The sequence below is a fragment of the Clostridium ragsdalei P11 genome (assembly GCF_001675165.1).
Lineage (GTDB): Bacteria > Bacillota > Clostridia > Clostridiales > Clostridiaceae > Clostridium_B > Clostridium_B ragsdalei.
In genome coordinates, this window is sequence record NZ_LROS01000011.1 from 21,362 (window position 1) to 48,068 (window position 26,707).

Below are 26,707 nucleotides of genomic sequence, written 5' to 3' on the forward strand. Positions count from 1 at the left end.
GCAAAATATTGTCAAGTGTAATTAAATGTAATATAATTGAAGATAAAAAAATTTCTCCATACAACTACAATTGTATAGAGAAAAAAATTTTTTAATATACTCCATATGGAGTATTTTTTTGTACAGTTTTAAAAAGCAATATTTACAATTATGGAATCAAGCGTAATCTATCTAAGTTTTCTAATTTCCTTCAAATCTTTTAAAATAGCCTCAAAATTATTACTTTTCCTAATAGGATCAAATACTGGATCTTCTAACACCTTCATCATGTTTTCATACAAATCCAAAGTAAAGGCACGTTCTCCTTCTGAAAGTTCATTGAAACACCAGGTAGATGAAAAATCCTTAGGTGCATTTATATCATTATTTTTAATGCATTGTATCCACTTATACAACATTTCTATTGCCTTTTTATTTTCGTCAAGCCTAAGATAAATTTGTGCAAAATTCATATATTCTACATGCATACCAATAACTTTATCACATTCTGGAGAAAATAACTTTTTAACACTTACAGCCAAATTGCAATATTTATCTATAACATCTGAGTTTTTATCTTTAATATAAGATTTAGCCAATGCTAAACAGGTAAAACTAATTCCAAATATATTTTTCCACAACTGACTTTGAAGTATTTTTCTCGCTTCTTTAATCTTATTTTTACTTAGGTATATATTTGCAAGCATAAAATCAACATTAAATTGATTTTTATGAATTTTATTTAATGCTTCTATTCCCTTATCATTTTCTCCAATGGAAGAATAAATACCACCAAGCTGAAATAGTGATTGCTCAACTAATTTTATATCATTACAATTTTCCACTACATTTTCAAGCAATTCAACAGAATTTTTAAGCATTATATTTTCTATTTTTTCTTCTCCCTTTTTCCACGAATACATGTTAAACAGGCATCCTATCATATATTTCAAATAATAACTTGATTTATATTTTGATATATATTCCATGGATTTATTAATTCCTTCATCAACTTTATCACTACTAAACAATACTTCACATTTCTTAAATATCTCCATAACTTCTTTTTCAGAGAGTTCAATTTTATAATTCAAAAGTTTATCTATAGAAACATTAAAATATAATGCAAGTACAGGAAGAAGAGTTATATCTGGATAGGAATTACCACTTTCCCACTTTGACACTGCTGCTGTGGATACTCCAATAAATCCTCCTAATTGATCCTGTGTAATTCCCCTTTCTTTTCTAAGTTTAAATATTACTTCACCTATCTGCAATTTATCCATATCATATTCACTCCATAATTTGATTATAAGGCCTTACAACACTTAGTATACCTTATTAGAGCTCTTATACCAATGGATGTATAGTTGAATTTATATAAAAAACTTAACCGCTAGTTAAAAAATCAAAATATCACTAATAATGCTTATTTGGAAATAAGCTGTAAAATTTCATTTTCTATTTGCATAGGTTCAACTGGTGATTCAAATCTTTTAACTACGTTTCCATTTTTGTCTATTAAAAACTTTGTAAAATTCCACTTTATTGAGTTTCCAATAAGCATATCAGGAAATTTTTCATTTAAAAATGTACTTAAAAGTTTGCCACTTGAACTACTTTCATCAAATCCTTTAAAAGGAGCTTTTTCTTTTAGATATTTATAGAGGGGATGTTCATCACATCCATTAACATTTATTTTAGCGAATACAGGAAATGTAACTCCATAATTTATTTTACAAAACTGTTTTATATCCTTATTTGTTCCTGGTTCTTGATTTGCAAACTGGTTACATGGAAAGCCTAGGATTTCAAACTTTTCATTTTCAATCTTCTTGTAAAGAGATTCAAGTTCTTCATATTGCGGTGTAAATCCACATTTACTTGCAGTATTTACAATAAGGAGCACTTTCCCTTTATATTTTTGCAGGCATATTTCATTATCATCTATAGTTTTAACTTTAAAATCATATATTAACATAAAATTTTTCCTCCAATCATATTCTTTTTATGTTTAAATTATATCACCAATTTAATTTTATGCAATTAAATTTTGCACAATTAATTTAATTGCTGTTAACAAAAAACTTATTTTCATTTATAATATATATTTAAAATAGATTTGAAAAAGGAGTTCATTTTAATGCAAAATAACGATCAACTTAAACTTAAAAATCAATTGTGTTTTTCTATATACGCATGTTCAAGAGCTATTACTAAAATATATAAGCCTTTTTTAAATAAACTTGGTATAACATATCCTCAGTACTTAGTAATGCTCGTACTTTGGGAAGAAAATTCTATAACGCTAAAAGATCTTGAATCTAAATTACACCTTGATTCAGGAACACTTACTCCCTTGCTAAAGAGAATGGAAAATATAAATTTAATCCATAGGCAAAGATCTTCCAAAGATGAGAGATTTCTTTTTATTACTATTTCTAAAAAAGGACAAAATTTAAAAAATCAAGCATTAACTATTCCCGAGTGCATTTTAAAATCTACAAATACAGATATAGAAACATTAAAAAAAATAAAGAAAGACGTGGATTTACTTCTTAAAAATGTAGTTAGTAATAAGTAGATTTATTATAATAAATCTACTTATTACTACGTTACTATTCTTCTATTTCAACATATATTCTTTTATTGATTTTTCCCTTGCTCTTAAACTTTACTATCTTAATCTTTCCAACTTCTGAAGTATTTCTTACATGTGTTCCTCCATCTGCTTGAAGATCAAGTCCTTCAATTTCAACTGTTCTTATTTCATTAATTCCTTCTGGAAGAAGATTTATTTTTGTTCTTATCAAATCTGGTATTTTAAATGCTTCTTCTCTTTTAAGAATATTTACCTTAATGTTTCTCTTAGCTTCTACTTCCTTATTGATTTTCTCTTGAATTTCATCTATTAACTCCTTATCAAAGTTTTCAAATTCAAAGTCCATTCTTGCACTGAGGCAATCCATATCTCCACCAGTAACCTGTGCTTTATAATCTCTCCACACCACACCGCACAAAATATGCATTGCAGTATGAGTTCTCATTAATTTATACCTATGCTCCCAATCTATTTTCCCAATACAACCTTCATTAACTTCAGGAAGCTTTCCATCAATATAATGATATATATTATTGCCTATCTTTTTAACTTTCTTCACAGTATACAAGCTTTGGCCATTCTCAAGTATTCCAGTATCACAAGGTTGGCCACCTCCTCCTATGTAAAAAGCCGTTTTATCCAAAATTACAGCATTTTGCTCCTCATCTACACTAACAATGTTACATTTAAATTCCTTTAAATAACTATCTTTTTGAAACAACAATTCAGTCATTTTTAAATCCTCCTCATAAATATTTATTAATTTTTGAATTAAAATATCATCCTTAACACTGCTATAGATATTACTCCTACTATTACAGTTAAAAGCAGATTATTCTTTTTAACAGCTACTGCTACAGTTATAATTGATGCAAGTACAGTAGCTATATCTATAGAAAATTTATTATTTAAAATAAACAGTGATGACACTACAAGGGCTGTCAAAATAGAAATGGGAATATATTTTAAAAATTCCGCTGTTCTATCATTTATATTAATTCTCGAAATCAACATTACAGGAAGTGTCCTAGGAAGTATTGTTACTATACAGCCGCCTATAATTATGTACCAGATATACATATTCATTTTCTTATTACCCCCCCTATAATTACTCCAAGTATGGCTGCGATCATAATTCCCGTATTTGCAGATAAAAATTTAATAGAAATAAGCAATATTACAGCAGAGCAAATTATAATTACACAGGATTTTCTTAAATTAGAATTTTCCTTCACACTTGAAATCAATAAACCTATAAACATAGCTGGAAGTGCAAAATCAAGTCCAAACTTTTTATAGTCATATATCAAGCTGCTAAAACATGCCCCGATAAAAGTTGCAAATATCCAATTTATATAGGCTGTCAGATTTATTCCCATCATCCATTTGTAGTCTATTTTGTCTTCACTATTTGCCTTTGATGAAGCAAGTGCAAAAGTTTCATCCGTTAAAAGTGCCCCTACTGTAAAATTTTTAAAAAGTGAATTTTTACTAAAATAAGGTGCTATGGATGCACTCATCAAAAGATGTCTTAAATTCACTAAAAATACAGTCAAGACTACACCTGGAACTGATACTGATGACAGTATCATTCCTGCAGCAGCAAATTGAGATGAACCTGCATATATGAAAGTACTCATAGCCACTGTTTCTAAGATAGTCATACCACAGGATTTACTCACTACCCCACAGGCAAATCCTATGCTTAAATATCCAAACAAAGTTGGAATGCAATCTATTGCCCCACTTATAAAAGAATTCTTGTTTGAGTAAGTTGTATCTTGTTCAGCCATTTTTGCCCCCTAATATTTAATAGTTTCATTTCGTATGTTATAATATAAATATTGTACGTTATAGTTTAGTTTGGTATACTATATTTATACAACCGTACGTTATATTTGTCAAGAGGTGAAATAAAATGAATTTAAATAATATAATTGCTTCAAATCTCAAGAAACTTAGAAGTGATAAAAAGCTAAGCTTAAGCAATCTTTCTGAACTCTCAGGTGTTAGCAAGGTTATGATAGGGCAAATAGAAAGAGGTCAATCAAACCCAACTATAAATACAATATGGAAACTGGCAAATGGGCTCAAAGTTCCCTATACAGCACTTATAGATGAACCTAAAAGTAAAACTACTTTAGTAAAAAAAGAAGATACTATAAATCAATGCAGTGAAGATGGAAAGTACAGAGTTTATTGCCACTTTTCTACTCAAAATGAGAGAAATTTTGAATTGTTTAGGGTTGAATTAGATACAGCAAGTTCATATACTTCAAATTCTCACGGTGAGGATGAGTATGAGTACATTCTGGTTTTTGATGGAGAGCTTACTCTTGAAACAGACAATAAAACATATGTTTTAAGTCCAGGAGATTCGATTTCATTTGATGCCTCTAAAACCCATACATATATAAATAATTCAAATGAAATGATTAGAATGACCATTTTAAATTATTATCCAATGAATCTTAAATACTATTTGCCATAATTTAAAGCAGGTAACCTTAACAAAGTCACCTGCTTTAAATTTTAAAATACTATATTTATAGGGTATCCACACTTAGGGCATTTATTGCTATCCATACGAACCTCAGTGAAATATCCCGCTCTCTCTACTAAAAGTTCTCCGCACTTAGGACAATATGTATAACTGTCAACACCTTGAACATTTCCAAGGTAGACGTAATTTAAATATTTTTTTGCAATTTTTTTTGATTCTACCATTACATCTATATCTGTAGCTGGTCTATCCATCTTATAAGTTGGAAAATATCTTGACAGATGAAGTGGAATGTCTCTATCTAAATTTCCAAGATAGGAAGCAATACTTTCCACCTCCGAAGCAGAATCATTTAGATCATTTACAAGCAGCGTGGTTACCTCTACATGAGTCTTCTTGGCTGATTCACTTATAATTTTAAGTACGGATTCAACATCTCCTCCACATACTTTTTCATAGTATTTTGGATTAAATGCCTTTAAGTCTATATTCATGGCATCTACATAGGGTAAAAGTTTTTGAAGTGGCTCCACTTCAATATATCCATTTGTAACAAGTACTACACTAAATTCCGGATGACTTTCTTTCAGCTTTTTCGAGGTTTCATATACATATTCATACCATATGCTGGGCTCATTATAAGTAAAAGCTATACCAATATTATCTTTTATATCCAAGCATGCTTCTATTAATTTTTCAGGAGATGCATACTCACTTTTAGGTCTATACTGGGCTATGGCATAATTTTGACAAAAACTGCATGAAAAATTGCATCCAAAACTTCCTACGGACAGAATGTTTCTGCCAGGTTTAAAATGATAAAGAGGTTTTTTTTCTACTGGATCAACTGCCATAGATGTTATTTCACCATAATTTGTAGATTGAAGTACACCATTTTCATTAATTCTAACAGAACATCTTCCCTGCTTTTTATCACCTATAATGCAGTTATGGGGACATAACATACATTTTACCCTATCATTCTGTTTTTGATAAAACAGTCCTTCGTGTAACAAAAGTTATCTTCCTCCAATACTCAAAAACTTTACTTATGCCTTATAACCTCAAACTTTTCAATAGTATAGTCTTCATTAGGAGATATGTTTCCCTTTTCAAGTGCAATTTGAAGCTGCTTATCTACAGTATCAACTCCTTCCAAATCTGGAAGTAAGAGACCACATCTAGAACCTTTTTGAACTATTACACCATATTTTTCAGGGTCAAGTTCCCCTTTTGAAGCTTCTTCTGGCTTTGTAAGCACATCTACGGAAAAATCTATATCTTCAAGTTCATCTTTTCTAACTGGCATAAACCTAGGATCATTTATTCCTGATGAAACGGCATTTTTGATAATTTCTTCAGCTGTATTCTTTGTTGTTGGAAAAATAGTTCCAATACATCCCCTCAGTTGGCCTTCCTTCTTCATTGATACAAAAACTCCCCTTTTACTATTTTTCATTTCGTCAGTTATATAATCAGGATTTTCTAAATATTTATGATAAACCAAATAAGAAGTTAAACTTTCACGAGCAAGCCTTACATAAGGATCTTCAGTTTTTCTTTTTACTGCAATTATTTTCTGTCTCTCTTCTATTAATTTACTATAAGTGTCCCTACCATCATCTTTAAGTGAAAAGCTCATTACACCATATCCAACACCAAAGGGTCCTTCATAAGAGAGAATTTTACCTTTGATGTCACATCCATCCATAGCTCCTAACATTATATAGTAAGATCTAAGTCCGCATTCTCCTGCTTCACTTACAATTTCTTTATCCATGTTAAATATTTTGAAAACATCGCCTTTTTCAAGTAATGACGTTATTTCCCTATCAAACTTTTCCCCATAAGGGCTGTATTCATAAGGTCCATCTTTTATAAGCCTATGAGATAAATCTCCACTTGCAATGAATACTGCTTTGGTATTGACCTCATTTACAGCTTTTTTAATACACATTCCAAATTTATAGAGTTCCATTTTAGAAAGCATTCCATAAGTTATATGAACTAGCTTGTAATTTGGATACTTTTTATTTACAAAGTACAATGGCACTAAGGCACCATGATCTAATTCATATTCCATCCCATATTCCTGGGCAGACCTTGTTGTTATCTTTCCTATTAAAATATTTTGTTCTTTTGAATATTCTATTATCTTTTCTGTTAAAGGCAGATTTATATTTGAACTCTGACTTACCTCAGGAACCCCAAATTTTCCTAAATCACCATGTATATTATTCTCATAAGACACTGCAATTGCATCACTAAACATTGGGCCGTGGGGAGTAATTATTATTATTGTATCTGGTTTTATAGATGCTATATCTTCCCCAACTTTATAACAGGCATCTAATGTACTTTTTATTTTTGCCTCCTGACCGCGTCCTATTTCAGGAACTGCAATGGGCGGATGCGGCATTGTATAAAATCCATATATTTTTCCCATAATATCACCTTACTTTAATAATTTAATATTTTACGTTTATTATCTGCTATTTTTATCTAAAATATAATCTAGCAGATCTCTTTATTTTAGATTATCTTTACTATTTAGTTAATTATAACATCTTCTTTTAATTATTTATAATCAATTTACAGTATGTGGATTTTTTAACTTAAAAATGAACTTATTTGCAGGCATATTTTTACAACAATGAAGCTCTTTTAAATATTTTGTATATAAGACTTAGAAAAAAATTTTTAAAAAATCTAGAACTTTTCAATTGTTTGAGGCACGAGTTTTCAAAAGTTCTCAGTATTTTTTTAAATTTTTTTCTTAGCCTTATCAAAATATTTAACGAGCTGAAGGTTGTAAAAAATATCCGAAGTATAATTTCATTTTTCGTTTAGAAATTCTATACATTATAATATAATCTTATGGAAATAGAACCTTAAGATACATATCATAAAAAAACATCTTGGAGTAAAACTATAAAAGGAGGTGTTTTCTATGACAAAAAAACTAGAAGATAAAATTGATAATAAAAAGGTAGAAAAATCAAAAAATGATGAAGAGCCTATAAATATAAATAACAATGACTTTGGTGCAAAAACACAGTGGAAGATTTACAGCAGTGAAAAAGGTTACCAAGTTTGTGGAAAAGACACCCACAGCAGATATTAACTTGTACACTTAAAAATAACAAAAGTGGTTTCTCCAAATAAAGTTGGAGAAGCCACTTTCATGTCTTTTCAAATTTATAAGATGCATAATTGCAATCAATTACTGTGATTTTTTGTACATATATGGCTTAGGTTTTACAGGTAAAAAAATAAGTCTGCCTTACAGCAGACTCACATAAATAAATATTATCCTTATTCTATAAATTCTGTTACTTTATCTATAAAGAGTATTCCATCTAAATGTTCTATTTCATGACATAAACACTTAGCTAAATCTCCTTCTCCTGTTATTGTAAATTCCTCACCTTTTTCATTTAATGCTTTTACTTTTACCTTTGCAGGTCTAATTAACTTTCCCCACTTATTAGGAATACTTAAACATCCTTCTATAACTTCCTGGCTTCCTTCTTCTTCAATTATTTCTGGATTTACTAGGCATATTATACCTTCACCCATATCTATAACAACTGCCCTTCTTAGGACACCAACTTGTGGTGCTGCTATTGCTGCGCCATTTTCTGTGTTATGCAGCGTATCTACCATATCCTTAAGTAAAGTTAAAATTCTATCGTCAACTTTTTCTACAGCCCGGCACTTCTTCCTCAATATTTCATCACCTAAAGTACGTATATTTCTTAATGCCATTTCAAAAACCTCCGTCACAAAATATTTTTTCACTATATATTATGCAATTTTTTTTGTCAATAAACAATACTTCACCATCTATAATTAAATAAGGTAAATTTTTACACATACCGTAAGAATTTTAAACTTGATACATTTTAGGATAACTAGATAATAAAATAATGGGTATAGATTTGTTTTTCAAAAAATTCTATACCCATTTCTAACTTTGTTAATAAAACACTATTAACAATTTTCTTCTATTATTTTAAATAAATTATTTGTGTCAATCTCTTCGTTACTATTATCAAATTCCTTTATCTTAACGTTTTTCCATAGACACTGTTTGGATTTTAAACTATCTATAAAAATATCCCAGTTTTTAAGTTTCCACTCATCCCTTTTAAAATTACGCTCTCTAATTCTCTTAAGTAATACTTCAGCTGATACTGCTACTCTTAAAACCAAGGGAACATAGTTTTCAAGGCTATATTTTTCTTTCAACTTATTTATATAGTTTTCATCTGTAAAATATCCTACAAATGGAGCATCCAATACTACTGATATACCACTTTTTATATTGTCTGCCGCTATTTGAAGCAAAGTCTCGTATTCTATCGGCATAATCCGCTTTTGATAAAATTCACAACCATCACGAGCATTAGGAGAAATTCCTTGAGTTTCTAGCAATTTACCCGTAAATTTATTACACACTACATCTTTATCTAAATATGCAAATTGAAAATGTGATGCAATAAGTTTTCCAACTGTTGATTTTCCGGAACCAGCAGGTCCAACTAAAAATACAACTCTCGGAGTCATTAATTTGCGCCTCCCCTATTTACTGGCTTTAAGAATATTCCATATGAAATAGCTCCAAGGATAAGGAGTCCTGCCCCTATTAAGAATACGCCGCCTATAGTTCCTGTTTTGTCAAGTATAATTCCTGTTGCTATTGGTGCTATCGCCGCTCCTAAAAATCCACCAAAATTTTGGATTGCTCCTAGCGATGCAACTTGATTACTTGGTGCAACATCAGCTGCAAGAGTCCATATAACTCCTGAAGGCAATTGTGATGCAAAGTATCCAACACAAAGAAGTACAATAATTACACTAGTACTCTTTATAAATGGAAGTGGAGCTGTAGATATTGCTGCAATAAGTGCTCCTCCAACTATAGGAAATTTACGTGAAGTTATAGCCTGAACACCTTTTTTAATTAAATAATCTGATATAGTTCCACCTAAAAGTACCCCTATAATACCACATATATATGGAAGGGAAGCTATAAAACCACTTTGAGTTAAACTAAAACCTCGCTCCTTTTGTAAATAAGATGGAAGCCATGTTAGGTATACCCATATAGTAAACATTATTCCGAAATTTCCTATTATCATAAACCATGTGTTTCTATGTTTAAATAATTCTCCCCATGAAGCTTGTTTCCCTGATTTTCTAACCTCTTGAGCAGCTTCTAGAGAACCTTTTATTGCAATTGTTTCTTCAGATGTAGGATCTCTATATAGTTTTTGCCATACTAACAGAACCAAAATACCAAGTACACCTATTATAACAAACATACTTCTCCATCCAAAAGCAACTAGCAAAAGTGTTAAAATTGGTGGAGCAATTGCATTAGAAATTTGTGAGCCTGTATTTATAATTGCAACCGGCAATCCCCTTTCTTCATCTGAAAACCACCTCTGATTTACTTTAAGTCCAGCTGTAAAAAATGGTGACTCAGCTACTCCCAAAATCATACGCATTAAATAAAATAGTGGATATGAACTTATAAAAGAACATATAATAGTTGCTGTAGACCAAAATCCTGATGCAAATGAAAACATCTTCTTAGGTCCAAATTTATCTACTAACCATCCAGATGGCAAATTTGCAATAGCATAGGGCCATAAAAATGCAGATAACAAAAGCCCCATTTGAGTTGATGATAAATGAAATTCCCTTGCAATAGTTGTATTGGCAACACTAAGATTTGCCCTATCTAAATAATTGACAATTGCCCCAATTAGTAGTAAAATGACAAAAGCCCAGCGAATGTTTAATTTACTTTTAGAATTATCCATAGATTGTGTATTAGACATGTTTTCTTCTTGTTTCATTATTAATCCTCCAATCATACTTAATTAACCGTTTTCATAATTTGCAATCGTTCTTTATGTGTGATTTCAGGTACTGCACTTACTTTTGCAAAGTTACACCGTCAAATGCCTTTGCAAAGGTGTCCATGCAATACGAGACAAATTGAATTTTTAATTACTTTAGCGGCTTTCTTTAACTACTTTTAAAAATAGTTCAGCTGCTTTAGTTACTTTTGTGTAATCGCCATCTTTTTGAGCTGCTTTAGTTATACCACTGCCAACTCCAAGGCATGTTGCCCCTGCTTGAAGCCATTCTCCGGCATTTTCTAGGGTTACTCCGCCGCTTGGCATAATAGCTGCTTGAACCAATGGACCTTTAACTGTTTTAACATAAGCTGGGCCAATGAAGTCAGTTGGAAATAATTTTACAATATCTGCACCTGCTTCTATGGTATTCACAATTTCCGTTGGTGTAAATGCACCACTAATAATAACTGTTTGATAGCGTTTTCCCATCTTAATCATTTCAGGATTTAAATTAGGACTTACAAGCATATTTGCACCTGCAAGAATAGCTGCCCGTGCGGTTTCTGCATCAAGAACAGTTCCTACTCCAATAACAAGTCCCTCTTCTTTATATTTTTCAGATAGTTTTTTAACAATTCCAAGTGCATTCGGTACACTCATAGTAATTTCTAGTGCCAAAATTCCACCCTTTATAGCTGCTTCAGCTACATTCATAGCTTCATCTTCACTATCTAAACGAATCATCAAAAGAATTCCAGTTTCTTCAATCTTTTTTAAGCTTTCTAGTTTTTCCCACATCTAAAAACTCCTCCTTTTTAATAAATTAAGTACTCCATAACATTTTATCCGATGGCTACCAGCCGTAATACCCCCTCGCACACAGCGAAAGCGACTATCTCCAAATCAAAGATTTGGGATATCTGCTTTTCTCATAAAGTGGGGAATATTAGAACTCTTGAGCTTCAGCGATTTAGAGTTCTTATGCTGTGCATAACGGCTGCTACGCCCCTAGATAACGATTTCTAAGTTTCAGATGGAGAAAAAAAACTCCACCTGAAACCAAGAACTCTGTTTATTAAAATAAATTTATACACATGGCATAATCTTATTTGTCCATGTATAATTTATTGCCCATATAACCAAGCCTTTTAGAAATCTGCATAGCAGTATCTGTTACTGCATTAGAAACAAATAGCTTTTTTTCATCATTCATTGAATTGTATAAGCTTGCAACACTTATAGAAGCAACTGCTTTGCCAAACTGATCATAAATTGCAGCACCCATACAATACATCTCTATGTTGTCTTCACGGTCATCTATTGAATATCCACGTTTTTTTATTTCATGCATATCTCTTAGTATCTCATCTACTGACGTATGTGAAAATTTAGTTTTGCCTAACAAAGGTTTCTTCTGAAGTATTTCTACAATTTTATCATCAGTATATGCAGCAAGTAATGCTTTACCAACCCCTGTTGTATATATAAGGCGCCTTGATCCCAATTTTGCTGTAGGTTTCATAATAGAGTGATTCTCAGCTTTATCAAGATATACAATATCTCCATTATCTTCTATTCCTAGAAATACTGTACTACCTGTCTTTTTATTAAGTTCTTGGATATATGCTCTTGCTACATCAGTAACACCTAAATTTGAAAGATATGCACTTCCTATTTCAAATGCTAGTAAACTTAATCTATAGGTTTTAAGTCTCTTGTCATCCATTTCAAGAATACCTTTACCTACTAGAGTTTGAACCAATTCAAAGGTACTGCTTTTAGGCCAATCCTTACTACTACAAATTTCATTTAATGTTAAAGTCTTCCCACTATGAGCCAATAGTACCAATATATCTACTACTCGTGCTGCTGATTTATTTTCTTTATAATTAGACATACTATCACCTTAGTTAATTATTGTTCGCATGTGTGAACCGCGTTCACAAACACTACAATTGTACTATAAACACTTTTTCATGACTTGTCAATATCTTTTTCAAAGTCTCTTTTTTTTAAAAATAGTCATATTTTTTTATAAATTGTAGGTTTAACTTAACTGACCCAACAAACAATAGCCTTTGGATAAACTACTTGGTTAAAGAAAAACTTTATGACTTATAAATATAAAAATTCCAGATAATTTAATTAAATCACCTGGAATTTTTATATTATTTACTTAAATTAATTGTAAATTTCAAGTCCTCTCTGAACTCCACGTTGCTAAAATCATTAGTAAATATAGTATATTTCTTGTTTGGGCCGAGTTTCTTAAATTGCCTTACAAATTCATTTGGCTTGCTGTCGTCTTTTCTTATATCATAGCTTTTGTAATCAACTTCTTTTCCACTAGAATCTTTTATCCAAAGATCTTGTGCCTGAAAGTATGGTGCTTTACCATCTACTCTGTATTTAACTGTAGTACCATCCTTATCCGTTTCTATACTTTCTATTGTAATCTTTCCCATTTTACCTTGAGAAAGTTCTATAGGATACACTCCATCAATTGTCTTACTTATTTCTACCGGCTTTTTAGCTTTAACAGTGTAATGTACTTCTTTGCCATTCTTATCCATACTCACACCACCCCCACCTGAAGGAGTAATTTTACATGGAACAATAGTTAAATATTTTGGGATCTTACTAAGTTTGTTATACTGCATTTCAATATTGAATATTCCTGTATTAGAATCACCGCTTCCACCACCTATTCCTTTAGGTATAAGTTCAACTCCCTTGTCATCATAAGCAGCCCAATAATCATAATCCATTAAGCTATCATCATGATTTACCTCCATATTCTTTTTAACCTTTTCCTTATCTTTATAATTTCCACTTACAAAGATAGAAGTATCTATAGGAGAAAAAACAATCTTATCTACCTTTGCAATGCTATTTGGAAAATCCAGCTTAATGTTCGGTTTAAATACAACACTATTTTTAACTAACTGGTCCTTGGATGCACTAAAGGCAAAATTCCACTTTCCTTTTATATTTGATATTTCATCTACATTTAAAGTTATATTGATCTTATTTGAAGCCTTCTTTAATAAGTCAGTATGAATTTCTTCACTTTTAACATAGGTGCAATCATCAATATAATTTCCTGCAGAACTTCCAGTAGAACCAGATGTTTTTCCATCAACTTTCAAAAACATACTCAAACTAAATGTTTCTAAATTTTCAATCTTTTTATTACTTTTTATCGTATAGCCTATCACAAGCTTTGAATCATCTGCTATTACTTCATTTATAGTAAGAGTTATCCCATTGCTCGTAACAGGTTTATTTACAATTTGAGAATACTCAGCATAAGATCCATGAGAACCAAATTCATCATTTAGTTTTTGTGTTATAGAATTTAAAATTGGAATATTTTCTGCAAAGGCTGGAGAAATAGTACCTATACCTATAGTACATATCAAACCTAATGCTGCTGCTATAGAAGAATATTTTAATGCTTTAAATTTTCTCTGACCTTTTATTCTTTTCTTTAAATTTTTGTTTATCTTCTGCTTTTCTATATCAGTAACTTCTTCATCCATAGGATCAAACTCGCTTTCTTCAATCTTTACATCGTTAAACAATTTATATATATCTTTTTCTTCCATATTAAAATCATTCATATTCATAATATTTCTCCCTTCAAGACTATAAGTTTTTCTTTCAAAAATTTACGTCCCCTTGAAAGTCTCTTGTCAATTAAGCTCCTATCAACTCCAAAGCTCTTTGCTATGTTTTCTATTCCTTCATATAGAAAATACCTTCTCACAAATATCTCCTTGTCCTGAGGTTTCATAATATCTAAAGCCTTTAAAAGTTCCTCCTTATTTTCCCTTGATATCAATTCATTTTCTACATTAAGTTCATCCTCAAGTCTGTAATCATCTATACTTTTATCTGTACCTTTGCTAAAAAGTTTTCTTTTACAATCTATGGATTTATACTTTGCTATAGCAGTAATCCAATATTTAAAGTTTCCCTTTTCGCTGTCAAAGCTTTCAATATTGTTCCACACAGCCCAAAACACATCATTTACACATTCTTCCGAATGCTGTGCTTCAAACTTAGAATTCAACACTGTGCGCACTACTTTAAATACCAAATTACTATATTTATCCACTACAAATTCAATAGCTTTTGGATTTTTCTTTTTTATGTGTTCTATAAAATTATTTTCATCTATCTTCACATTTTTCCTCCTTAAGAAGCTTCTCACATATTAATACGAAGATACAATATATTTTCTGACATCAATTTTTCTTAAATTTATGCTGAATTTAAGAACTATTATAACTTAAAAAAATGATTTCTATAAATATAGAAATCATCTTTTAATACAATTTATTTAGCTATAGAATTTATAAATTTTTCTGGATTAATTATATATCTACCTTCTGATGTAGTAGTCTTTGTTTCTATAAGCTTATCTAATATTTGATCAAACGTTAAATTTGGATTCACCTGCCATGCTAAAGCTGCAAGTCCTGTAACATAAGGAATGGCCCAGCTAAATCCTCCTTCGCCCCAGTAAACATAAGTATTATCAGAACTATTACCAGCAGTAGTTCTAAAATCTCCTGGGACAATTATATTGGACTTACTTACTTTTCTTTCATTTAAGTATTTACTAAGTTCATAATTTAGGGGATTATTTCTATCCTTTGAAGGATTACATCCTCCCCATGTAAATTTTCTATCATAAAGTAAGTTAGAATATACTACCGTAAGGCCACTAGAATTTGCTCTTTTTATAGTTTGCTGCCATTTATCATAGTATTTGGCCCGTTTACTTACACCATCTGATATGGATACAATTCGTATTTTTTCATTTTTGGAAAGTGATTTATTGACATCAATAATTTTATCTATAGCCTCCATATAATATTCCTGTCTATCTTTTGAATCTGGAGTTGCAAAGTAATATAATTTTGATCCACTTGCTACTCCACAAGTTTTACCTGCTAAAATAGAGGCACAAGCTAGTCCATGAAAATGAGGACTTGTTTGATGATCACCAACTTTATAATAATTCATCTTGCCCTTAAATTCATCGTGAGTTGACCTTATTGGCTTATCTATAACTGCTACACTAATTCCTTTACCTGTAATTCCCTTTTCATGAATTTTACTTAAATTGAGTCCTGGATCTTTACCAGTATCGAACCACTTATTAGGATCATATCCACCTGGAAGTTTGTTTTTTTCGGGCCACTTTGTAGACTTATCAAAGCTTATATTTGAAATAGCATCTAAAGAGACCTGTGACAAATCCTTTTTAGACATATCTTTATCTTGAAATCCATATATTCTCTCAAGATCTGAGTTGCATTTTTGCAAAACCCTGTCTGTTACTATGTCTGAAATTTTTGAAGGATTTATTCCCCAATTTTTAGGGTCACCTTCTTCCATAACATTTTTTACAAAAATGCCCCCTCCAATTGCAAATAGAATTACGATTGTAATCGTAATGATTAAAATTTTTTTCTTCATCTTTCATTCTCCTTCTATCCATAATTAATTTTTTATTCTTGGGTTTTTAATTATGTAATTTCCCCACTCATTAAATTTTGTAGACCTTCTAACTTAAGAATGAATTTATATGCAGGATTATTTTCAAGTTACAATATCTATATAGCGTTTCTAATTGAAATTTAAACTTATACATGAAATATAATGACAAAGTTGAAATCATACTTAAAAACTTTTATAAATAAGTCTTAGCTTGGTATTTTAGAAAACCTTAGAAACTCAGATATGTCTGAGGTACGAGTTTATCTAAGTTCCTTTAGGTTTTCAAAATACCAAGCTTTAGGCTTATTAAAAGTTTTTATGATGATGAAATTTGTCATTATATGATTTGTATAATTTAACTTTCAAGCTGCAAACTCTATATTTAAACCTTTTTCAAAACATAGTAAACTGGTTTTCTACAACCAAAAGCATAGTCGCCATTTTTCCACCTAAAAAACATATAACTTTCTCCATCTATATTTTTTATTACATATTCACTAGAAAGTTTATCACTTTTATTGATTGCAATTCCTTTTGTCCACGTTAACCAGCTTTTATCTGTAGTACCTCCATTAAAAAATTTAATTTCTTTTATATACATGTTATCCTTCCACTGTCTCTTATCTTTTTTGAAATCAGATATATTATCAACAATATCTACAGATTTCCAGTTTCCCAAAGCCTCAGGATCACATTCATAAGGATAACTTGTGTTATCCTCTATTCTATTTATTCCAAGTTCATCTACTACATATTTGGACGTTATCTGTCTATTTAACGCATCTTGTGAAAATACATTGTTTATTTTTGCTTCAGTAAGCATAATTAATATACAAAAGCAGAATACAATTATAGAGCTTATAATAGCCTTAGGTGAAATTCTTTCAAACTTCTTTATCATGCTAATTCTTTTGGCCATATATTTAGCATCTACAGATATGCCAACTGCCATACTTACTCTAGATTTTTTAACAAACTTTGAGTATTTTATGAGGTCTATCATAGTATATCCATATTCCTTGGTCTTCTCAGATTCTATATAATTAAGAGCTATAGAATCACAGGATAATTCCATATCCTTTTTCATTTCATTTGCGAAATACCATATAATGGGATTAAACCAATAAATTACTCTAGTTATTCTGATAACATAATTTACTAAAATATCTTTTTTCTTATAGTGCGAAAGTTCATGTAAAAATATATTTTTAATATCATTGTCATTCATATCTTTAATCACAGTTAAAGGCATCAATATCTTAGGTGCGATTATGCCAAAAATTGCTGGACTTTTTATATCTATGCCTTGTACAACATTTATATTCTTCTTTATATTCATATTGTTTTTGCACTTTTGCAAAATATCAATAATTCTTTTATCCCTTATTGATTCATATTTACTTACTTTTCTCAAACATGTCACATATGATATAAGTATATAAATCATGCCTAAAATAAAACCTGCATACCATATTTCAAATGTGACTTGCATATATGATTCGGGTATGTTAAATGTATCCCTAATAATACTTGGATTTAAGTAAGCATAATCAGTATCACCTTTAGCACTACCTACACTTTCCTCACTTACACTCTCAGTAAGATACTGATCATAATCAAATTTATCTATTGCCGATGTAACAGGCGGTCTATTAAAGTAAAACGGAATTATGTTGAATATGCTAAGTGAACTCTTAGGTAAAGCCGGCACAATAAGTCTTACCAAAATCAGAATTCCAATAATATATTGAACTTCTATTCTCAATCTCTGTTTTAAAACTTTTTTAGCAGCTAGAAAAAATATTATTAAAAAACTAGCTAGAAGTGATAAATATAACACCCATTTATATAAAATAATAAATTTAAACATAAGCTCCTAATCCCTATCATTTAATATTTTTTTTAAATCGTCTAAATCCTCTTCTGTCAATTTATTGTCTTCTATAAAATTCAATAACATATTTTTAGCAGCACCATTGTATACTCTTTTAATAAAAGAACTACTTTCCTGCCTTGCACATTCTTTTTCATCAAATAGAGGATAATAATAATAAGTTCTACCTTCTTCATTAAATCCAATCACATTTTTCTTTAAGAGTCTGCTTATAAGTGATTTAACTGTCTTAGGTTTCCAACTTGTACTATCTTCCAACTTCTTTACTATTTCATTTGCTGAACATGGATTTTTGTCCCATATGACTTTCATTACTTCCCACTCTGATTCAGATATTTTTGGTATATTCGTCATGATAACTCCTCCTGAAAGTATAATTACGTTTGTAATCTATGATATATATCATATCCCCTTTTTCAATAATTATCAATAGTATTTTATATAGTGCCTATCTTAAGATAGTATCATTTTTCTATATTTTCTAAATTATTTTTATTTAAAAAATTTATTAAATTATGTTGATTTTTGTTAATATGTACTTTATTATTTTATTATATTACATATTAACTAGAGTTAGCACTAAATTTTTAAGTGATTGGTATAAAATAATAAAGGGGGATTAAAATGACTTTTAAGGATTTCAAACTAAACAGTATTAGAACTAAATTAATTATTAGCTTAGTAGCAATTTGTGTAATTCCACTAGCTATAGGAGGCCTTGGTTCCTATATGCAATCAAAGTCAATTCTCACAAATAAGTTAATGCTTACAAGTACTCAAACTCTCACAGAAATAGACAGCGGATTAACTAATTACTTTAATGGATTTTCAGATATAATTGATCTTACTGCAAATAATCCCGGTATTATAAATATTGATACAGACAATAATACTCCAATGATATCAGATATGCTAAAAGGTATAAAAGAAAGCGATAAGGACATATTTGATGTATATTACGGAACTGCCTCCAAAAAGTTTACTATATATCCTATTTCAACAATGCCTGAAGGATATGATCCAACTACAAGGCCCTGGTATAAACAAGCTTTAACAAATAGGGGTAAAGTGGTAATAACTCCTCCTTATAAAGACGCTGTAACTGGTAAAACTCTTGTTGGAGTTGTACAAACAGTAGAAAAAAATGGTCAAATAGTTGGTGTTATTGGATTGGATTGTTCTCTAGCTACACTTACAGAAAGAATATCTACAAAGAAAGTGGGTACTACAGGATATGTGTTTGTTTCTGATGCATCAGGTAATACCTTAGCACATCCCCAAAAAGAACTTATCAATACAAATGCAGCCACTAAGCTATCTTTTTGGGATAAAGCAAAATCAGGAAACAGTGGATTTGTTAATTATACCTATAATGGTACCAGTAAATTTGCGGTATATCAGACAAATAAATTAACAGATTGGAAGCTAGTGGCGGCTTTAGATAAAAGTGAACTCACCAAGGATACAAACTCTATACTAGTTACAACTTTTTTAATAATAATAATAATGGGAATAATTGCAATATTTCTTTCATTGTTTTTAAGCAAAGGAATATCTAATAATATCAAAAAATTGAAGGAAGTATTTTCCAAAGCCTCAAATGGAGATTTAACGGTGTGTATAACTGCTTCCACAAAGGATGAATTTAAAGATTTGGCTGAATCATTTAACTTAATGATGAAAAATATATCCAAGCTCATGAATAATGTTCTAAAATCATCTAAAACAGTTCTAGAAACGTCAACAAGTCTTGCAAGTATGTCTGAAGAAGTAACCGCTTCTGTAGGCGAAGTAGCAAAAGCTGTTGAAGAAGTTTCCTTAGGTGCAACCGAACAAGCTAAAGGTGCTCAAAATGGCGCTTCTGAAATGGAGGATTTATCAAATAGGTTAAAAGAAGTTAGTATTACTTCTGATGAAATGGATAAGATTTCAAATGCCACTAAAAGATTAGGTACAAAAGGACTCTCTGTAGTAGATACTTTAACTGAAAAATCAAATAAAGCTAAAACAGTTACTACCTCTGTCAATGATATAGTTCGTGACATGAACGAAAGTGCTAAACAGATAAATAGTATATCTGAAACAATATCTGAAATAACAGACCAAACTAATCTTTTAGCATTAAATGCAAGTATAGAATCTGCACGTGCAGGCGAAGCTGGCAAAGGATTTGCAGTAGTAGCAGAAGAGATAAGGATACTCGCTGAAGAATCTCAAAATTCAACCAATGAGATAAAGAAAATTATAGAAAGTATACAAAATAAATCAGAGACAGCAGTAAGTGCTATTAAATCCGCTGAAAATGCAGTAGATGACCAATATTTAGCCGTAGATCAAACTCATAAAATATTTAAAGTAATTCTAAAATCAATTGAATCAATGATTGCTAAAGTTGATGAGGTAAAAACATCTATTTCCGATATAAATGAGAAAAAACAATCTACAATATCTGAAATTGATAATATTTCATCTATATCACAGGAAACAGCTGCAGCTTCACAAGAAACTACAGCTTCAACAGAAGAGATATCAGCCACTATGGAAGAACTTACAAAACATTCAAGTAATCTTCAAATATTGGCAGAACAATTAGCAGCTGAAATAAATAAATTTAAAATTAACTAATTGACAAAATTAAGCTGCTATATCTTATATAGTAGCTTAATCTTAAATTAATTACTCAACTCTCACAAATTAAGAATTAATAATGAAGAATTAATAGTGAAGGATGATTTTTAGCTATTGCAAAAAATCTCTAAATTTATACAAGTCAGTGATTAGTAATGTTTTGCTTTAGCAAAACGAGCCTTAAAAAATTTAATTAAAGATTTTTTGTAGTGTAACGGAAAAAAATCCACATTAACTATTAATTCTTCACTCTTAACTATTAACTAAAAAAGTTGCTTCATAAAAATCACTTGATAAATATCCTATTTACTAATTCTATAAGTTCATCCTTTACCCAATTCTTTTTAAAAAAGTAAGTGGCTCCAAGATCTTCACATATTCCATTTTCATCTGAAAAGTCTTTTTCCCCTCCATCCGAAAGAATAATTATTTTTAAATCTTTATACTCTTTTTTTAATTCTATAAGAACTTCTATTCCGCTTTTTTTAGGCATATATATATCCGTGATTACTAGATCAATATTACCGCTTTCTTTAAATACTTTAATTCCTTCTTCACCATCCCCTGCTTCATATACTTTATAATTTGCTTCCTCTAGAATTTTTCTTATAAATTGTCTCACACTTAAAGAATCATCAATTATTAATATATTTTTTTTACCCATAATTCTTTAAAACTCCCCTCATAAAGTTTATCTAATTTAATACTTTTTATCCGATCGCTACCATCTGTAACACTCCCATTAATTTTGTAAATCAACCATAAAGTTACCTAAGCATACAAATAATCACAAATTCATATTTTAATTATACAAAATATTAAAATAATTTTCTATAGTTTATGCCATTTTATTACAAACAATATTCTAAATCATTTACATATATAAAACTAAGTAGTATTATATACCTATAAATTAATAAATTGTTGCGGGGGTACCAGTTTGGTTGAGAAGGTAAAACCTGACCCTTTGAACTTGATGTAGTTAACACTACCGTAGGGAGGCAAATTAATAAAGATATATTTCAAGGAGTGTTTACAATATAAACACTCTTTTTTATTTTTAAAAACAAATTTATCCAGAAAATGAAAAATTGGGAGTCCATGATACTATGAACAAAAAATTATATGTAGTAACAAACAGAAAGCTTGTAAAAAATAAGAACATGATTGATATACTAAAGGGTTCCATATTAGGTGGTGCAGATGCCATAATCTTGCGTGAAAAAGATCTTACTTACAGGCAATTAGTTCCAATTGCTGAGGAAATAGAAAAAATTACAGGACCTAACAATATACCCTTAATAATAAACAGCAATATAGAAACAGCCTTAAAAGTAAATGCCAAAGGATTTCACACAAGTTATCAAAATTATATGAATAGCAATTTTAAATTAAAATGTACTGTAGGCGTATCTGTACACAATACTTTGGAAGCTATAAATGCACAAAAAAAAGGTGCAGATTATCTCCTTGCAGGACATATTTTTGAAACAGACTGTAAAAAAGGACTAAAAGGCAGGGGTATTTCATTTTTAAAAGAAATCCTAAATAACGTTTCAATTCCAGTTATTGCAATAGGTGGAATAACTGAGACCAATATAGATATAGTATTAGGAACCAAAGTTCGTGGTGCAGCTGTAATGTCTCTTGTAATGACTTCAGATGACCCTTTTACTACAACTTATAATCTAAAAAAACATTTTAAAAGATGAAGGTATCCATGACTTACATTCTTCAATAAAGTTCAGAATTCCATAAATGTACAACCTTGTAATATGTTAATTTAAGTATTACAATGTATACATATGTATATTTTTTTATCATAATCAAAACATAGATAAGAGGAGATTTTCATTATGGAAAGCACAAAGAACTTTAATGTGAGAAACGAAAGAAACCTCACAATGCTAGTAGATTTCTATGAATTTACTATGGGTAACGGGTATTTGAAAACCAATATGGGTAATAGAATAGCCTATTTTGATATGTTTTTCAGAAAGATTCCAGATGAAGGTGGTTATTGCATAATGGCAGGTGTTCAACAAGTTATAGAATACCTGTCAAATTTAAGTTTTACAGATGAAGATATAGAGTATCTCAGGGATAAGGAACAATTTTCAGAAGACTTTTTAAATTACCTAAAAGATTTTAGATTTTGCTGTGATGTATGGGCAGTACCCGAAGGAACTCCTATATTTCCAAATGAACCGCTAATAACTGTAAGAGGTCCCGCTATTCAAGCTCAGTTTGTTGAAACCATGATACTTCTAACTATAAATCACCAGACCCTAATTGCAACAAAAGCAAGTAGGATTTGTAGAGCAGCAGGCACTAGACCTGTAATGGAATTTGGTTCTAGGCGTGCTCAAGCTCCTGATGCAGCTATATATGGTGCTAGGGCTGCGGTTATAGGTGGATGTAATTCCACTGCTTGTACTATATCTGAGCAAATGTTCGGTATGCCTGCAGTTGGTACAATGGCCCATAGTTGGATACAACTTTTCCCATCAGAATATGAATCTTTTAAGGCCTGGGCTGAAGTATATCCTGATAATTGTGTACTACTTATTGATACATACAATGTACTGAAATCTGGTCTCCCCAATGCTATAAAGGTTTTCAAAGAAATTTTAATTCCAAATGGTCATAAACCTAAGGGAGTAAGAATTGATAGTGGAGACATAACTTACTTAACAAAAGAATGTAGAAAAATACTTGATAGGGCCGATCTTGAAGATGTTAACATAGTTATTTCAAACTCATTAGATGAATTTATCATAACTGATGTACTTAGAGAAGGTGCCTGCATTGATTCTTTTGGTGTAGGAGAGAGACTCATAACTGCAAGATCAGAACCAGTATTTGGTGGAGTATATAAGCTATCTGCCATAGAGGATAAGGAAGGTAAAATAATACCTAAAATAAAAATAAGTGAAAATGAAGAGAAAATAACTAACCCTGGATTTAAAAAAGTATATAGAATTTATAGTAAAAAAGGAAATAAAGCAATGGCAGATTTAATAACTTTAGAAGATGAAGAAATAAATAAGGATGAGCCTATAGAAATATTTGATCCAGTTTTTACGTGGAAAAGAAAAAAAATAAGAGATTATTATATAAAAGATTTAAGAGTAAAAATATTTGATAAGGGGAAACTTGTATACACCTGCCCTGATGTGCTAGACATAAGAGATAGAGCAAAAGAAGAATTGTCCAGATTATGGCCTGAAGTGCTGAGATTTGAAAATCCTCATCACTACTATGTAGATTTATCTGAAAAACTTTGGGATTTAAAACATCAACTTCTCAGTAAATATTCTTCAACTTATGTAGAATAATATCAATACAATTTGTAGAGGAACAGGTAATAAACTTATTACCTGTTCCTCTGTTCTATGGCTGAAGCCTCTAGACAATGCTTTCTAAATGCTAAAAACATTAAGAATACTGTTAATAAGTTATATCTCATTTTTAATTATATTCGTAAATTTCTTTATTATTAATGCCGTAAACCCCCATATAGTATAATCTTTATATGTATAAAAATATGTTGGCATTTTCCCCCTCCTAAATTTGTAGTTTTCTCCACCTATTATCAGATTATAGGGAAAGTCATCTTTTGGGTGTGGAACTATCTCAATTTCATGTAATACAGGTTCTTTATCCATAAAAAAATTTAGAGGTACCGTAAATACATGATCTACTTCCTCCTTACTTGGACTTATATCTTCCCTATTTAACTTGCATACAAAAGGATACATTACAAAATTATAGGGAGTAACAATGTAATCCATATCTCCTATAAATTCTATATCCTTCCTATTTAAATTCAGCTCTTCCATAGTCTCTCTAATAGCTGTATCTTTTGGAGCCTCCCCCTTTTCCATTTTTCCTCCAGGCAAACATACATCACCAGGCTGATGTTTTAAATTTAAAGACCTTACTTCAAATAACAAATTTAATTCTCCATCCCTGCTGCATAAGGGAATCATCACTGAATTTTTATTATAATGTCCAATCATATTTGCTTTTCTAGATTTAAATATATCATTTATTTTATCTATCATTGTTTACCTCCTAAAATCAAATAATCCTCAATTGTAAAATGAATTTTATAATGTTATACTTTAAAATGTCATGATTAATTATATAATGTTTTTAATAAAACATATACATAAATATTAAATAAGTGGAGTGATGTACTTTGAAATGTAAAAATACTAGTTTATTACTTACATTTATTTTCATATTTTGTTTATCTTTTAATGTACTTGCTGATAATTCAACTGCTCTACCTGAAATATACGGTAAAGCAGCCATAACAGTGGACATGCAGACAAATGAAATAATATATGAAAAGAATGCAGATATTAAAATGTACCCTGCTAGCACTACAAAACTTTTAACAGCTATTCTTCTTGAAAAAAATAAAAAACCAGGGGATATGCTAACATACACAGCTGATGCTAAAGCTCAACCACCATCCTCTTTAAATAGAGATCTACACGCTATAGATGTAGGTGATACCATGTCTGCTGAAGATGTAATGGATGGGCTTTTAATGTATTCTGCCAATGACTTAGCATACGTCATAGCAGAAAATGTATCTAAGGATGCACCTACGTTTTCTGACAAGATGAATGAAGAAGTAAAAAAACTAAATTTAAAAAACACTCACTTTGTAACACCAAATGGTCTCCATAATCCAAATCACTATACTACACCCTACGATATGAGTGTTATAGCAAGACAAGCCTTTAAAATTCCACGTATACAAAAGGCTATGGAGAGACCTGCAAATACTATAAAAACTACAAAAGGACTTGCTTTTCCCATTAAAAACACAAATAAACTTTTAGGCAAAGATGGTTGCATTGCAGGTAAAACTGGATATACCGATCCAGCTGGAAGATGTCTAGTTGCAGTTTATAGCAGAAACGGAAAAGAAATGGTAGGAGTCGTAATGGGTTCAGTTTATGATCCTGCAGACAGTTATGTATTTAATGATATGGAAAAAATAATAAATTGGAGTTATTCAAAACAACCTGTTGTTTTACATAAAAAGGATTCTATAATAGGAAGAAAAGAAGTTAGCTACAATCCTATTTCTTTTATAGGTATTAAAAAAAGCTTAGAAGTACCTATTAAAATTAAAGATGATGTAACATATTATGATAATGATTTGAATAAAAAAGACTTGAAAGAAACGATAAGCATTAAAAATACTTCTGTGGAAGCTCTAAAAGGTGAAGTTCCCCTGGGAACACTTACTGTAAGCCAACGTGAGTTCTCCAAGGATTATAATATTTATTCAGATCTGCCAAAACAGACCTTAGATAAAAATGTTATTTCCTTTTACGCTGCAATTTTTATATTGGCATTGATATTTATTTTTATCCTGGCACGTATAAAGAGAAGACGTAATAAAAGGCGTCGTTATTTATAATAGTTTAGGCATTTTCAAAGAAATAACTAGTCAGTATGCTAGCCTATTTTTTATCATACTGCGTCGGTAGAACCCTTAGATAGGATTCACTATCTGCGGAACCTGCCTCCTTGTCTGATAAACAAAGTTCTTGGCACATGATGCTTAGAAATTATTATCCAGGGACATAGCCGCTCTTTACTCACACTTGGGAAAGTGTGAGTATTAGAGCGGGTTAGTCATCGGATAAAAAATATTCGTCGCACCTTTGACTTGTTATTTTCTTTCAAAT

26 protein-coding genes and 1 riboswitch are annotated in these 26,707 nt (G+C 30.5%); of the genes, 7 read left to right on the plus strand and 19 right to left on the minus strand.

Annotated elements, in window-relative coordinates:
* Nucleotides 1-167: 167 nt before the first annotated feature.
* Nucleotides 168-1,265, minus strand: a complete 1,098-nt coding sequence (locus CLRAG_RS04980) for a helix-turn-helix domain-containing protein (protein ID WP_065077386.1) — start codon at nt 1,263-1,265, stop codon at nt 168-170.
* Nucleotides 1,266-1,408: 143 nt separating this feature from the next.
* A complete protein-coding gene (locus CLRAG_RS04985; protein WP_065077387.1) occupies nt 1,409-1,960 on the minus strand; it encodes a glutathione peroxidase in 552 nt (183 codons plus the stop codon).
* 162 nt (nt 1,961-2,122) lie between these two features.
* Here CLRAG_RS04985 and CLRAG_RS04990 point away from each other — a divergent pair, with 162 nt between their 5' ends.
* Complete coding sequence (locus CLRAG_RS04990) at nt 2,123-2,563, plus strand: MarR family winged helix-turn-helix transcriptional regulator (protein ID WP_065077388.1); 441 nt, start codon at nt 2,123-2,125, stop codon at nt 2,561-2,563.
* A gap of 34 nt (nt 2,564-2,597) precedes the next feature.
* Here the strand turns inward: CLRAG_RS04990 and CLRAG_RS04995 are convergent, their stop codons facing one another.
* Genes CLRAG_RS04995 through CLRAG_RS05005 form a run of 3 tightly spaced genes read right to left on the minus strand, consistent with a single transcriptional unit; the run spans nt 2,598 to nt 4,374 of the window.
* A complete protein-coding gene (locus CLRAG_RS04995; protein ID WP_065077389.1) occupies nt 2,598-3,314 on the minus strand; it encodes an alanyl-tRNA editing protein in 717 nt (238 codons plus the stop codon).
* Between the two features lie 38 nt (nt 3,315-3,352).
* Nucleotides 3,353-3,667: an AzlD domain-containing protein gene (locus CLRAG_RS05000; protein WP_065077390.1), complete on the minus strand. Its 315-nt coding sequence runs from the start codon at nt 3,665-3,667 to the stop codon at nt 3,353-3,355.
* Nucleotides 3,664-4,374 carry an AzlC family ABC transporter permease gene (locus CLRAG_RS05005; RefSeq protein WP_065077391.1) on the minus strand — a complete coding sequence of 237 codons (711 nt, stop codon included), beginning with the start codon at nt 4,372-4,374 and terminating at the stop codon, nt 3,664-3,666. Before CLRAG_RS05005 ends, CLRAG_RS05000 begins: the two co-directional genes overlap by 4 nt.
* 125 nt (nt 4,375-4,499) lie before the next feature.
* On the opposite strand from CLRAG_RS05005, the gene CLRAG_RS05010 reads away from it, so the two are divergent.
* Nucleotides 4,500-5,072, plus strand: coding sequence for a helix-turn-helix domain-containing protein (locus CLRAG_RS05010; RefSeq protein ID WP_065077392.1), 573 nt, complete (start codon nt 4,500-4,502; stop codon nt 5,070-5,072).
* Between the two features lie 41 nt (nt 5,073-5,113).
* Here the strand turns inward: CLRAG_RS05010 and amrS are convergent, their stop codons facing one another.
* Entirely contained in the window at nt 5,114-6,100 is a 987-nt protein-coding gene (gene amrS, locus CLRAG_RS05015; protein ID WP_065077393.1) for an AmmeMemoRadiSam system radical SAM enzyme, read from the minus strand.
* Between the two features lie 29 nt (nt 6,101-6,129).
* A complete protein-coding gene (gene amrA, locus CLRAG_RS05020) occupies nt 6,130-7,530 on the minus strand; it encodes an AmmeMemoRadiSam system protein A (RefSeq protein ID WP_065077394.1) in 1,401 nt (466 codons plus the stop codon).
* Between the two features lie 504 nt (nt 7,531-8,034).
* On the opposite strand from amrA, the gene CLRAG_RS20450 reads away from it, so the two are divergent.
* Entirely contained in the window at nt 8,035-8,208 is a 174-nt protein-coding gene (locus CLRAG_RS20450) for a hypothetical protein (RefSeq protein ID WP_154104940.1), read from the plus strand.
* Between the two features lie 191 nt (nt 8,209-8,399).
* On the opposite strand, the gene def is transcribed toward CLRAG_RS20450, so the two are convergent.
* From def to CLRAG_RS05070, 10 genes are all read right to left on the minus strand, one after another.
* A complete protein-coding gene (def, locus tag CLRAG_RS05025; protein WP_065077395.1) occupies nt 8,400-8,852 on the minus strand; it encodes a peptide deformylase in 453 nt (150 codons plus the stop codon).
* Nucleotides 8,853-9,077: 225 nt separating this feature from the next.
* Nucleotides 9,078-9,653, minus strand: coding sequence for a P-loop nucleotide/nucleoside kinase family protein (locus CLRAG_RS05030; RefSeq protein ID WP_065077396.1), 576 nt, complete (start codon nt 9,651-9,653; stop codon nt 9,078-9,080).
* Nucleotides 9,653-10,951 carry an MFS transporter gene (locus CLRAG_RS05035; protein ID WP_065077397.1) on the minus strand — a complete coding sequence of 433 codons (1,299 nt, stop codon included), beginning with the start codon at nt 10,949-10,951 and terminating at the stop codon, nt 9,653-9,655. Before CLRAG_RS05035 ends, CLRAG_RS05030 begins: the two co-directional genes overlap by 1 nt.
* Before the next feature lie 159 nt (nt 10,952-11,110).
* Complete coding sequence (locus CLRAG_RS05040; protein ID WP_065077398.1) at nt 11,111-11,755, minus strand: bifunctional 2-keto-4-hydroxyglutarate aldolase/2-keto-3-deoxy-6-phosphogluconate aldolase; 645 nt, start codon at nt 11,753-11,755, stop codon at nt 11,111-11,113.
* A 307-nt stretch (nt 11,756-12,062) separates the two neighbouring features.
* Nucleotides 12,063-12,854, minus strand: a complete 792-nt coding sequence (locus CLRAG_RS05045) for an IclR family transcriptional regulator (protein WP_065077399.1) — start codon at nt 12,852-12,854, stop codon at nt 12,063-12,065.
* A gap of 271 nt (nt 12,855-13,125) precedes the next feature.
* Nucleotides 13,126-14,589, minus strand: coding sequence for a DUF4179 domain-containing protein (locus tag CLRAG_RS05050; protein ID WP_420808091.1), 1,464 nt, complete (start codon nt 14,587-14,589; stop codon nt 13,126-13,128).
* Nucleotides 14,583-15,146 carry a sigma-70 family RNA polymerase sigma factor gene (locus CLRAG_RS05055; protein WP_065077401.1) on the minus strand — a complete coding sequence of 188 codons (564 nt, stop codon included), beginning with the start codon at nt 15,144-15,146 and terminating at the stop codon, nt 14,583-14,585. The genes CLRAG_RS05050 and CLRAG_RS05055 overlap by 7 nt, the downstream gene beginning before the upstream one ends.
* A 152-nt stretch (nt 15,147-15,298) precedes the next feature.
* On the minus strand, nt 15,299-16,447 hold the full coding sequence (locus tag CLRAG_RS05060; protein WP_065077402.1) for a S8 family peptidase: 1,149 nt from the start codon (nt 16,445-16,447) through the stop codon (nt 15,299-15,301).
* Nucleotides 16,448-16,850: 403 nt separating this feature from the next.
* Complete coding sequence (locus CLRAG_RS05065; protein ID WP_065077403.1) at nt 16,851-18,338, minus strand: M56 family metallopeptidase; 1,488 nt, start codon at nt 18,336-18,338, stop codon at nt 16,851-16,853.
* Between the two features lie 6 nt (nt 18,339-18,344).
* The gene (locus tag CLRAG_RS05070) at nt 18,345-18,716 is read right to left on the minus strand and encodes a BlaI/MecI/CopY family transcriptional regulator (protein ID WP_065077404.1); all 372 of its coding nucleotides are present in this window, start codon (nt 18,714-18,716) and stop codon (nt 18,345-18,347) included.
* 270 nt (nt 18,717-18,986) lie between these two features.
* On the opposite strand from CLRAG_RS05070, the gene CLRAG_RS05075 reads away from it, so the two are divergent.
* Complete coding sequence (locus CLRAG_RS05075) at nt 18,987-20,987, plus strand: methyl-accepting chemotaxis protein (RefSeq protein WP_065077405.1); 2,001 nt, start codon at nt 18,987-18,989, stop codon at nt 20,985-20,987.
* Nucleotides 20,988-21,276: 289 nt separating this feature from the next.
* Here the strand turns inward: CLRAG_RS05075 and CLRAG_RS05080 are convergent, their stop codons facing one another.
* Nucleotides 21,277-21,654, minus strand: a complete 378-nt coding sequence (locus CLRAG_RS05080; RefSeq protein ID WP_063555868.1) for a response regulator — start codon at nt 21,652-21,654, stop codon at nt 21,277-21,279.
* A gap of 254 nt (nt 21,655-21,908) precedes the next feature.
* Nucleotides 21,909-22,008: riboswitch (TPP riboswitch) on the plus strand.
* A gap of 91 nt (nt 22,009-22,099) precedes the next feature.
* Between CLRAG_RS05080 and CLRAG_RS05085 the strand changes: the two genes are divergently transcribed.
* Both CLRAG_RS05085 and CLRAG_RS05090 read left to right on the plus strand, forming a co-directional pair.
* A complete protein-coding gene (locus CLRAG_RS05085; RefSeq protein ID WP_065077406.1) occupies nt 22,100-22,702 on the plus strand; it encodes a thiamine phosphate synthase in 603 nt (200 codons plus the stop codon).
* Between the two features lie 144 nt (nt 22,703-22,846).
* Nucleotides 22,847-24,328, plus strand: a complete 1,482-nt coding sequence (locus CLRAG_RS05090; RefSeq protein WP_065077407.1) for a nicotinate phosphoribosyltransferase — start codon at nt 22,847-22,849, stop codon at nt 24,326-24,328.
* Between the two features lie 120 nt (nt 24,329-24,448).
* Here CLRAG_RS05090 and CLRAG_RS05095 read toward each other — a convergent pair whose 3' ends face one another.
* Nucleotides 24,449-25,057 carry an NUDIX hydrolase gene (locus tag CLRAG_RS05095; RefSeq protein ID WP_065077408.1) on the minus strand — a complete coding sequence of 203 codons (609 nt, stop codon included), beginning with the start codon at nt 25,055-25,057 and terminating at the stop codon, nt 24,449-24,451.
* A gap of 137 nt (nt 25,058-25,194) precedes the next feature.
* Between CLRAG_RS05095 and CLRAG_RS05100 the strand changes: the two genes are divergently transcribed.
* Nucleotides 25,195-26,436, plus strand: coding sequence for a D-alanyl-D-alanine carboxypeptidase family protein (locus CLRAG_RS05100; protein ID WP_065077409.1), 1,242 nt, complete (start codon nt 25,195-25,197; stop codon nt 26,434-26,436).
* The last annotated feature ends 271 nt before the right edge of the window (nt 26,437-26,707 follow it).

Bases quoted from the DNA above. Each gene is read 5' to 3' on its own strand.
- CLRAG_RS04980 (WP_065077386.1), bottom strand. From the start codon at position 1,265: ATGGATAAATTGCAGATAGGTGAAGTAATATTTAAACTTAGAAAAGAA.
- CLRAG_RS04985 (WP_065077387.1), bottom strand. From the start codon at position 1,960: ATGTTAATATATGATTTTAAAGTTAAAACTATAGATGATAATGAAATA.
- CLRAG_RS04990 (WP_065077388.1), top strand. From the start codon at position 2,123: ATGCAAAATAACGATCAACTTAAACTTAAAAATCAATTGTGTTTTTCT.
- CLRAG_RS04995 (WP_065077389.1), bottom strand. From the start codon at position 3,314: ATGACTGAATTGTTGTTTCAAAAAGATAGTTATTTAAAGGAATTTAAA.
- CLRAG_RS05000 (WP_065077390.1), bottom strand. From the start codon at position 3,667: ATGAATATGTATATCTGGTACATAATTATAGGCGGCTGTATAGTAACA.
- CLRAG_RS05005 (WP_065077391.1), bottom strand. From the start codon at position 4,374: ATGGCTGAACAAGATACAACTTACTCAAACAAGAATTCTTTTATAAGT.
- CLRAG_RS05010 (WP_065077392.1), top strand. From the start codon at position 4,500: ATGAATTTAAATAATATAATTGCTTCAAATCTCAAGAAACTTAGAAGT.
- amrA (WP_065077394.1), bottom strand. From the start codon at position 7,530: ATGGGAAAAATATATGGATTTTATACAATGCCGCATCCGCCCATTGCA.
- CLRAG_RS20450 (WP_154104940.1), top strand. From the start codon at position 8,035: ATGACAAAAAAACTAGAAGATAAAATTGATAATAAAAAGGTAGAAAAA.
- def (WP_065077395.1), bottom strand. From the start codon at position 8,852: ATGGCATTAAGAAATATACGTACTTTAGGTGATGAAATATTGAGGAAG.
- CLRAG_RS05030 (WP_065077396.1), bottom strand. From the start codon at position 9,653: ATGACTCCGAGAGTTGTATTTTTAGTTGGACCTGCTGGTTCCGGAAAA.
- CLRAG_RS05035 (WP_065077397.1), bottom strand. From the start codon at position 10,951: ATGAAACAAGAAGAAAACATGTCTAATACACAATCTATGGATAATTCT.
- CLRAG_RS05040 (WP_065077398.1), bottom strand. From the start codon at position 11,755: ATGTGGGAAAAACTAGAAAGCTTAAAAAAGATTGAAGAAACTGGAATT.
- CLRAG_RS05045 (WP_065077399.1), bottom strand. From the start codon at position 12,854: ATGTCTAATTATAAAGAAAATAAATCAGCAGCACGAGTAGTAGATATA.
- CLRAG_RS05060 (WP_065077402.1), bottom strand. From the start codon at position 16,447: ATGAAGAAAAAAATTTTAATCATTACGATTACAATCGTAATTCTATTT.
- CLRAG_RS05065 (WP_065077403.1), bottom strand. From the start codon at position 18,338: ATGTTTAAATTTATTATTTTATATAAATGGGTGTTATATTTATCACTT.
- CLRAG_RS05070 (WP_065077404.1), bottom strand. From the start codon at position 18,716: ATGACGAATATACCAAAAATATCTGAATCAGAGTGGGAAGTAATGAAA.
- CLRAG_RS05075 (WP_065077405.1), top strand. From the start codon at position 18,987: ATGACTTTTAAGGATTTCAAACTAAACAGTATTAGAACTAAATTAATT.
- CLRAG_RS05080 (WP_063555868.1), bottom strand. From the start codon at position 21,654: ATGGGTAAAAAAAATATATTAATAATTGATGATTCTTTAAGTGTGAGA.
- CLRAG_RS05085 (WP_065077406.1), top strand. From the start codon at position 22,100: ATGAACAAAAAATTATATGTAGTAACAAACAGAAAGCTTGTAAAAAAT.
- CLRAG_RS05090 (WP_065077407.1), top strand. From the start codon at position 22,847: ATGGAAAGCACAAAGAACTTTAATGTGAGAAACGAAAGAAACCTCACA.
- CLRAG_RS05095 (WP_065077408.1), bottom strand. From the start codon at position 25,057: ATGATAGATAAAATAAATGATATATTTAAATCTAGAAAAGCAAATATG.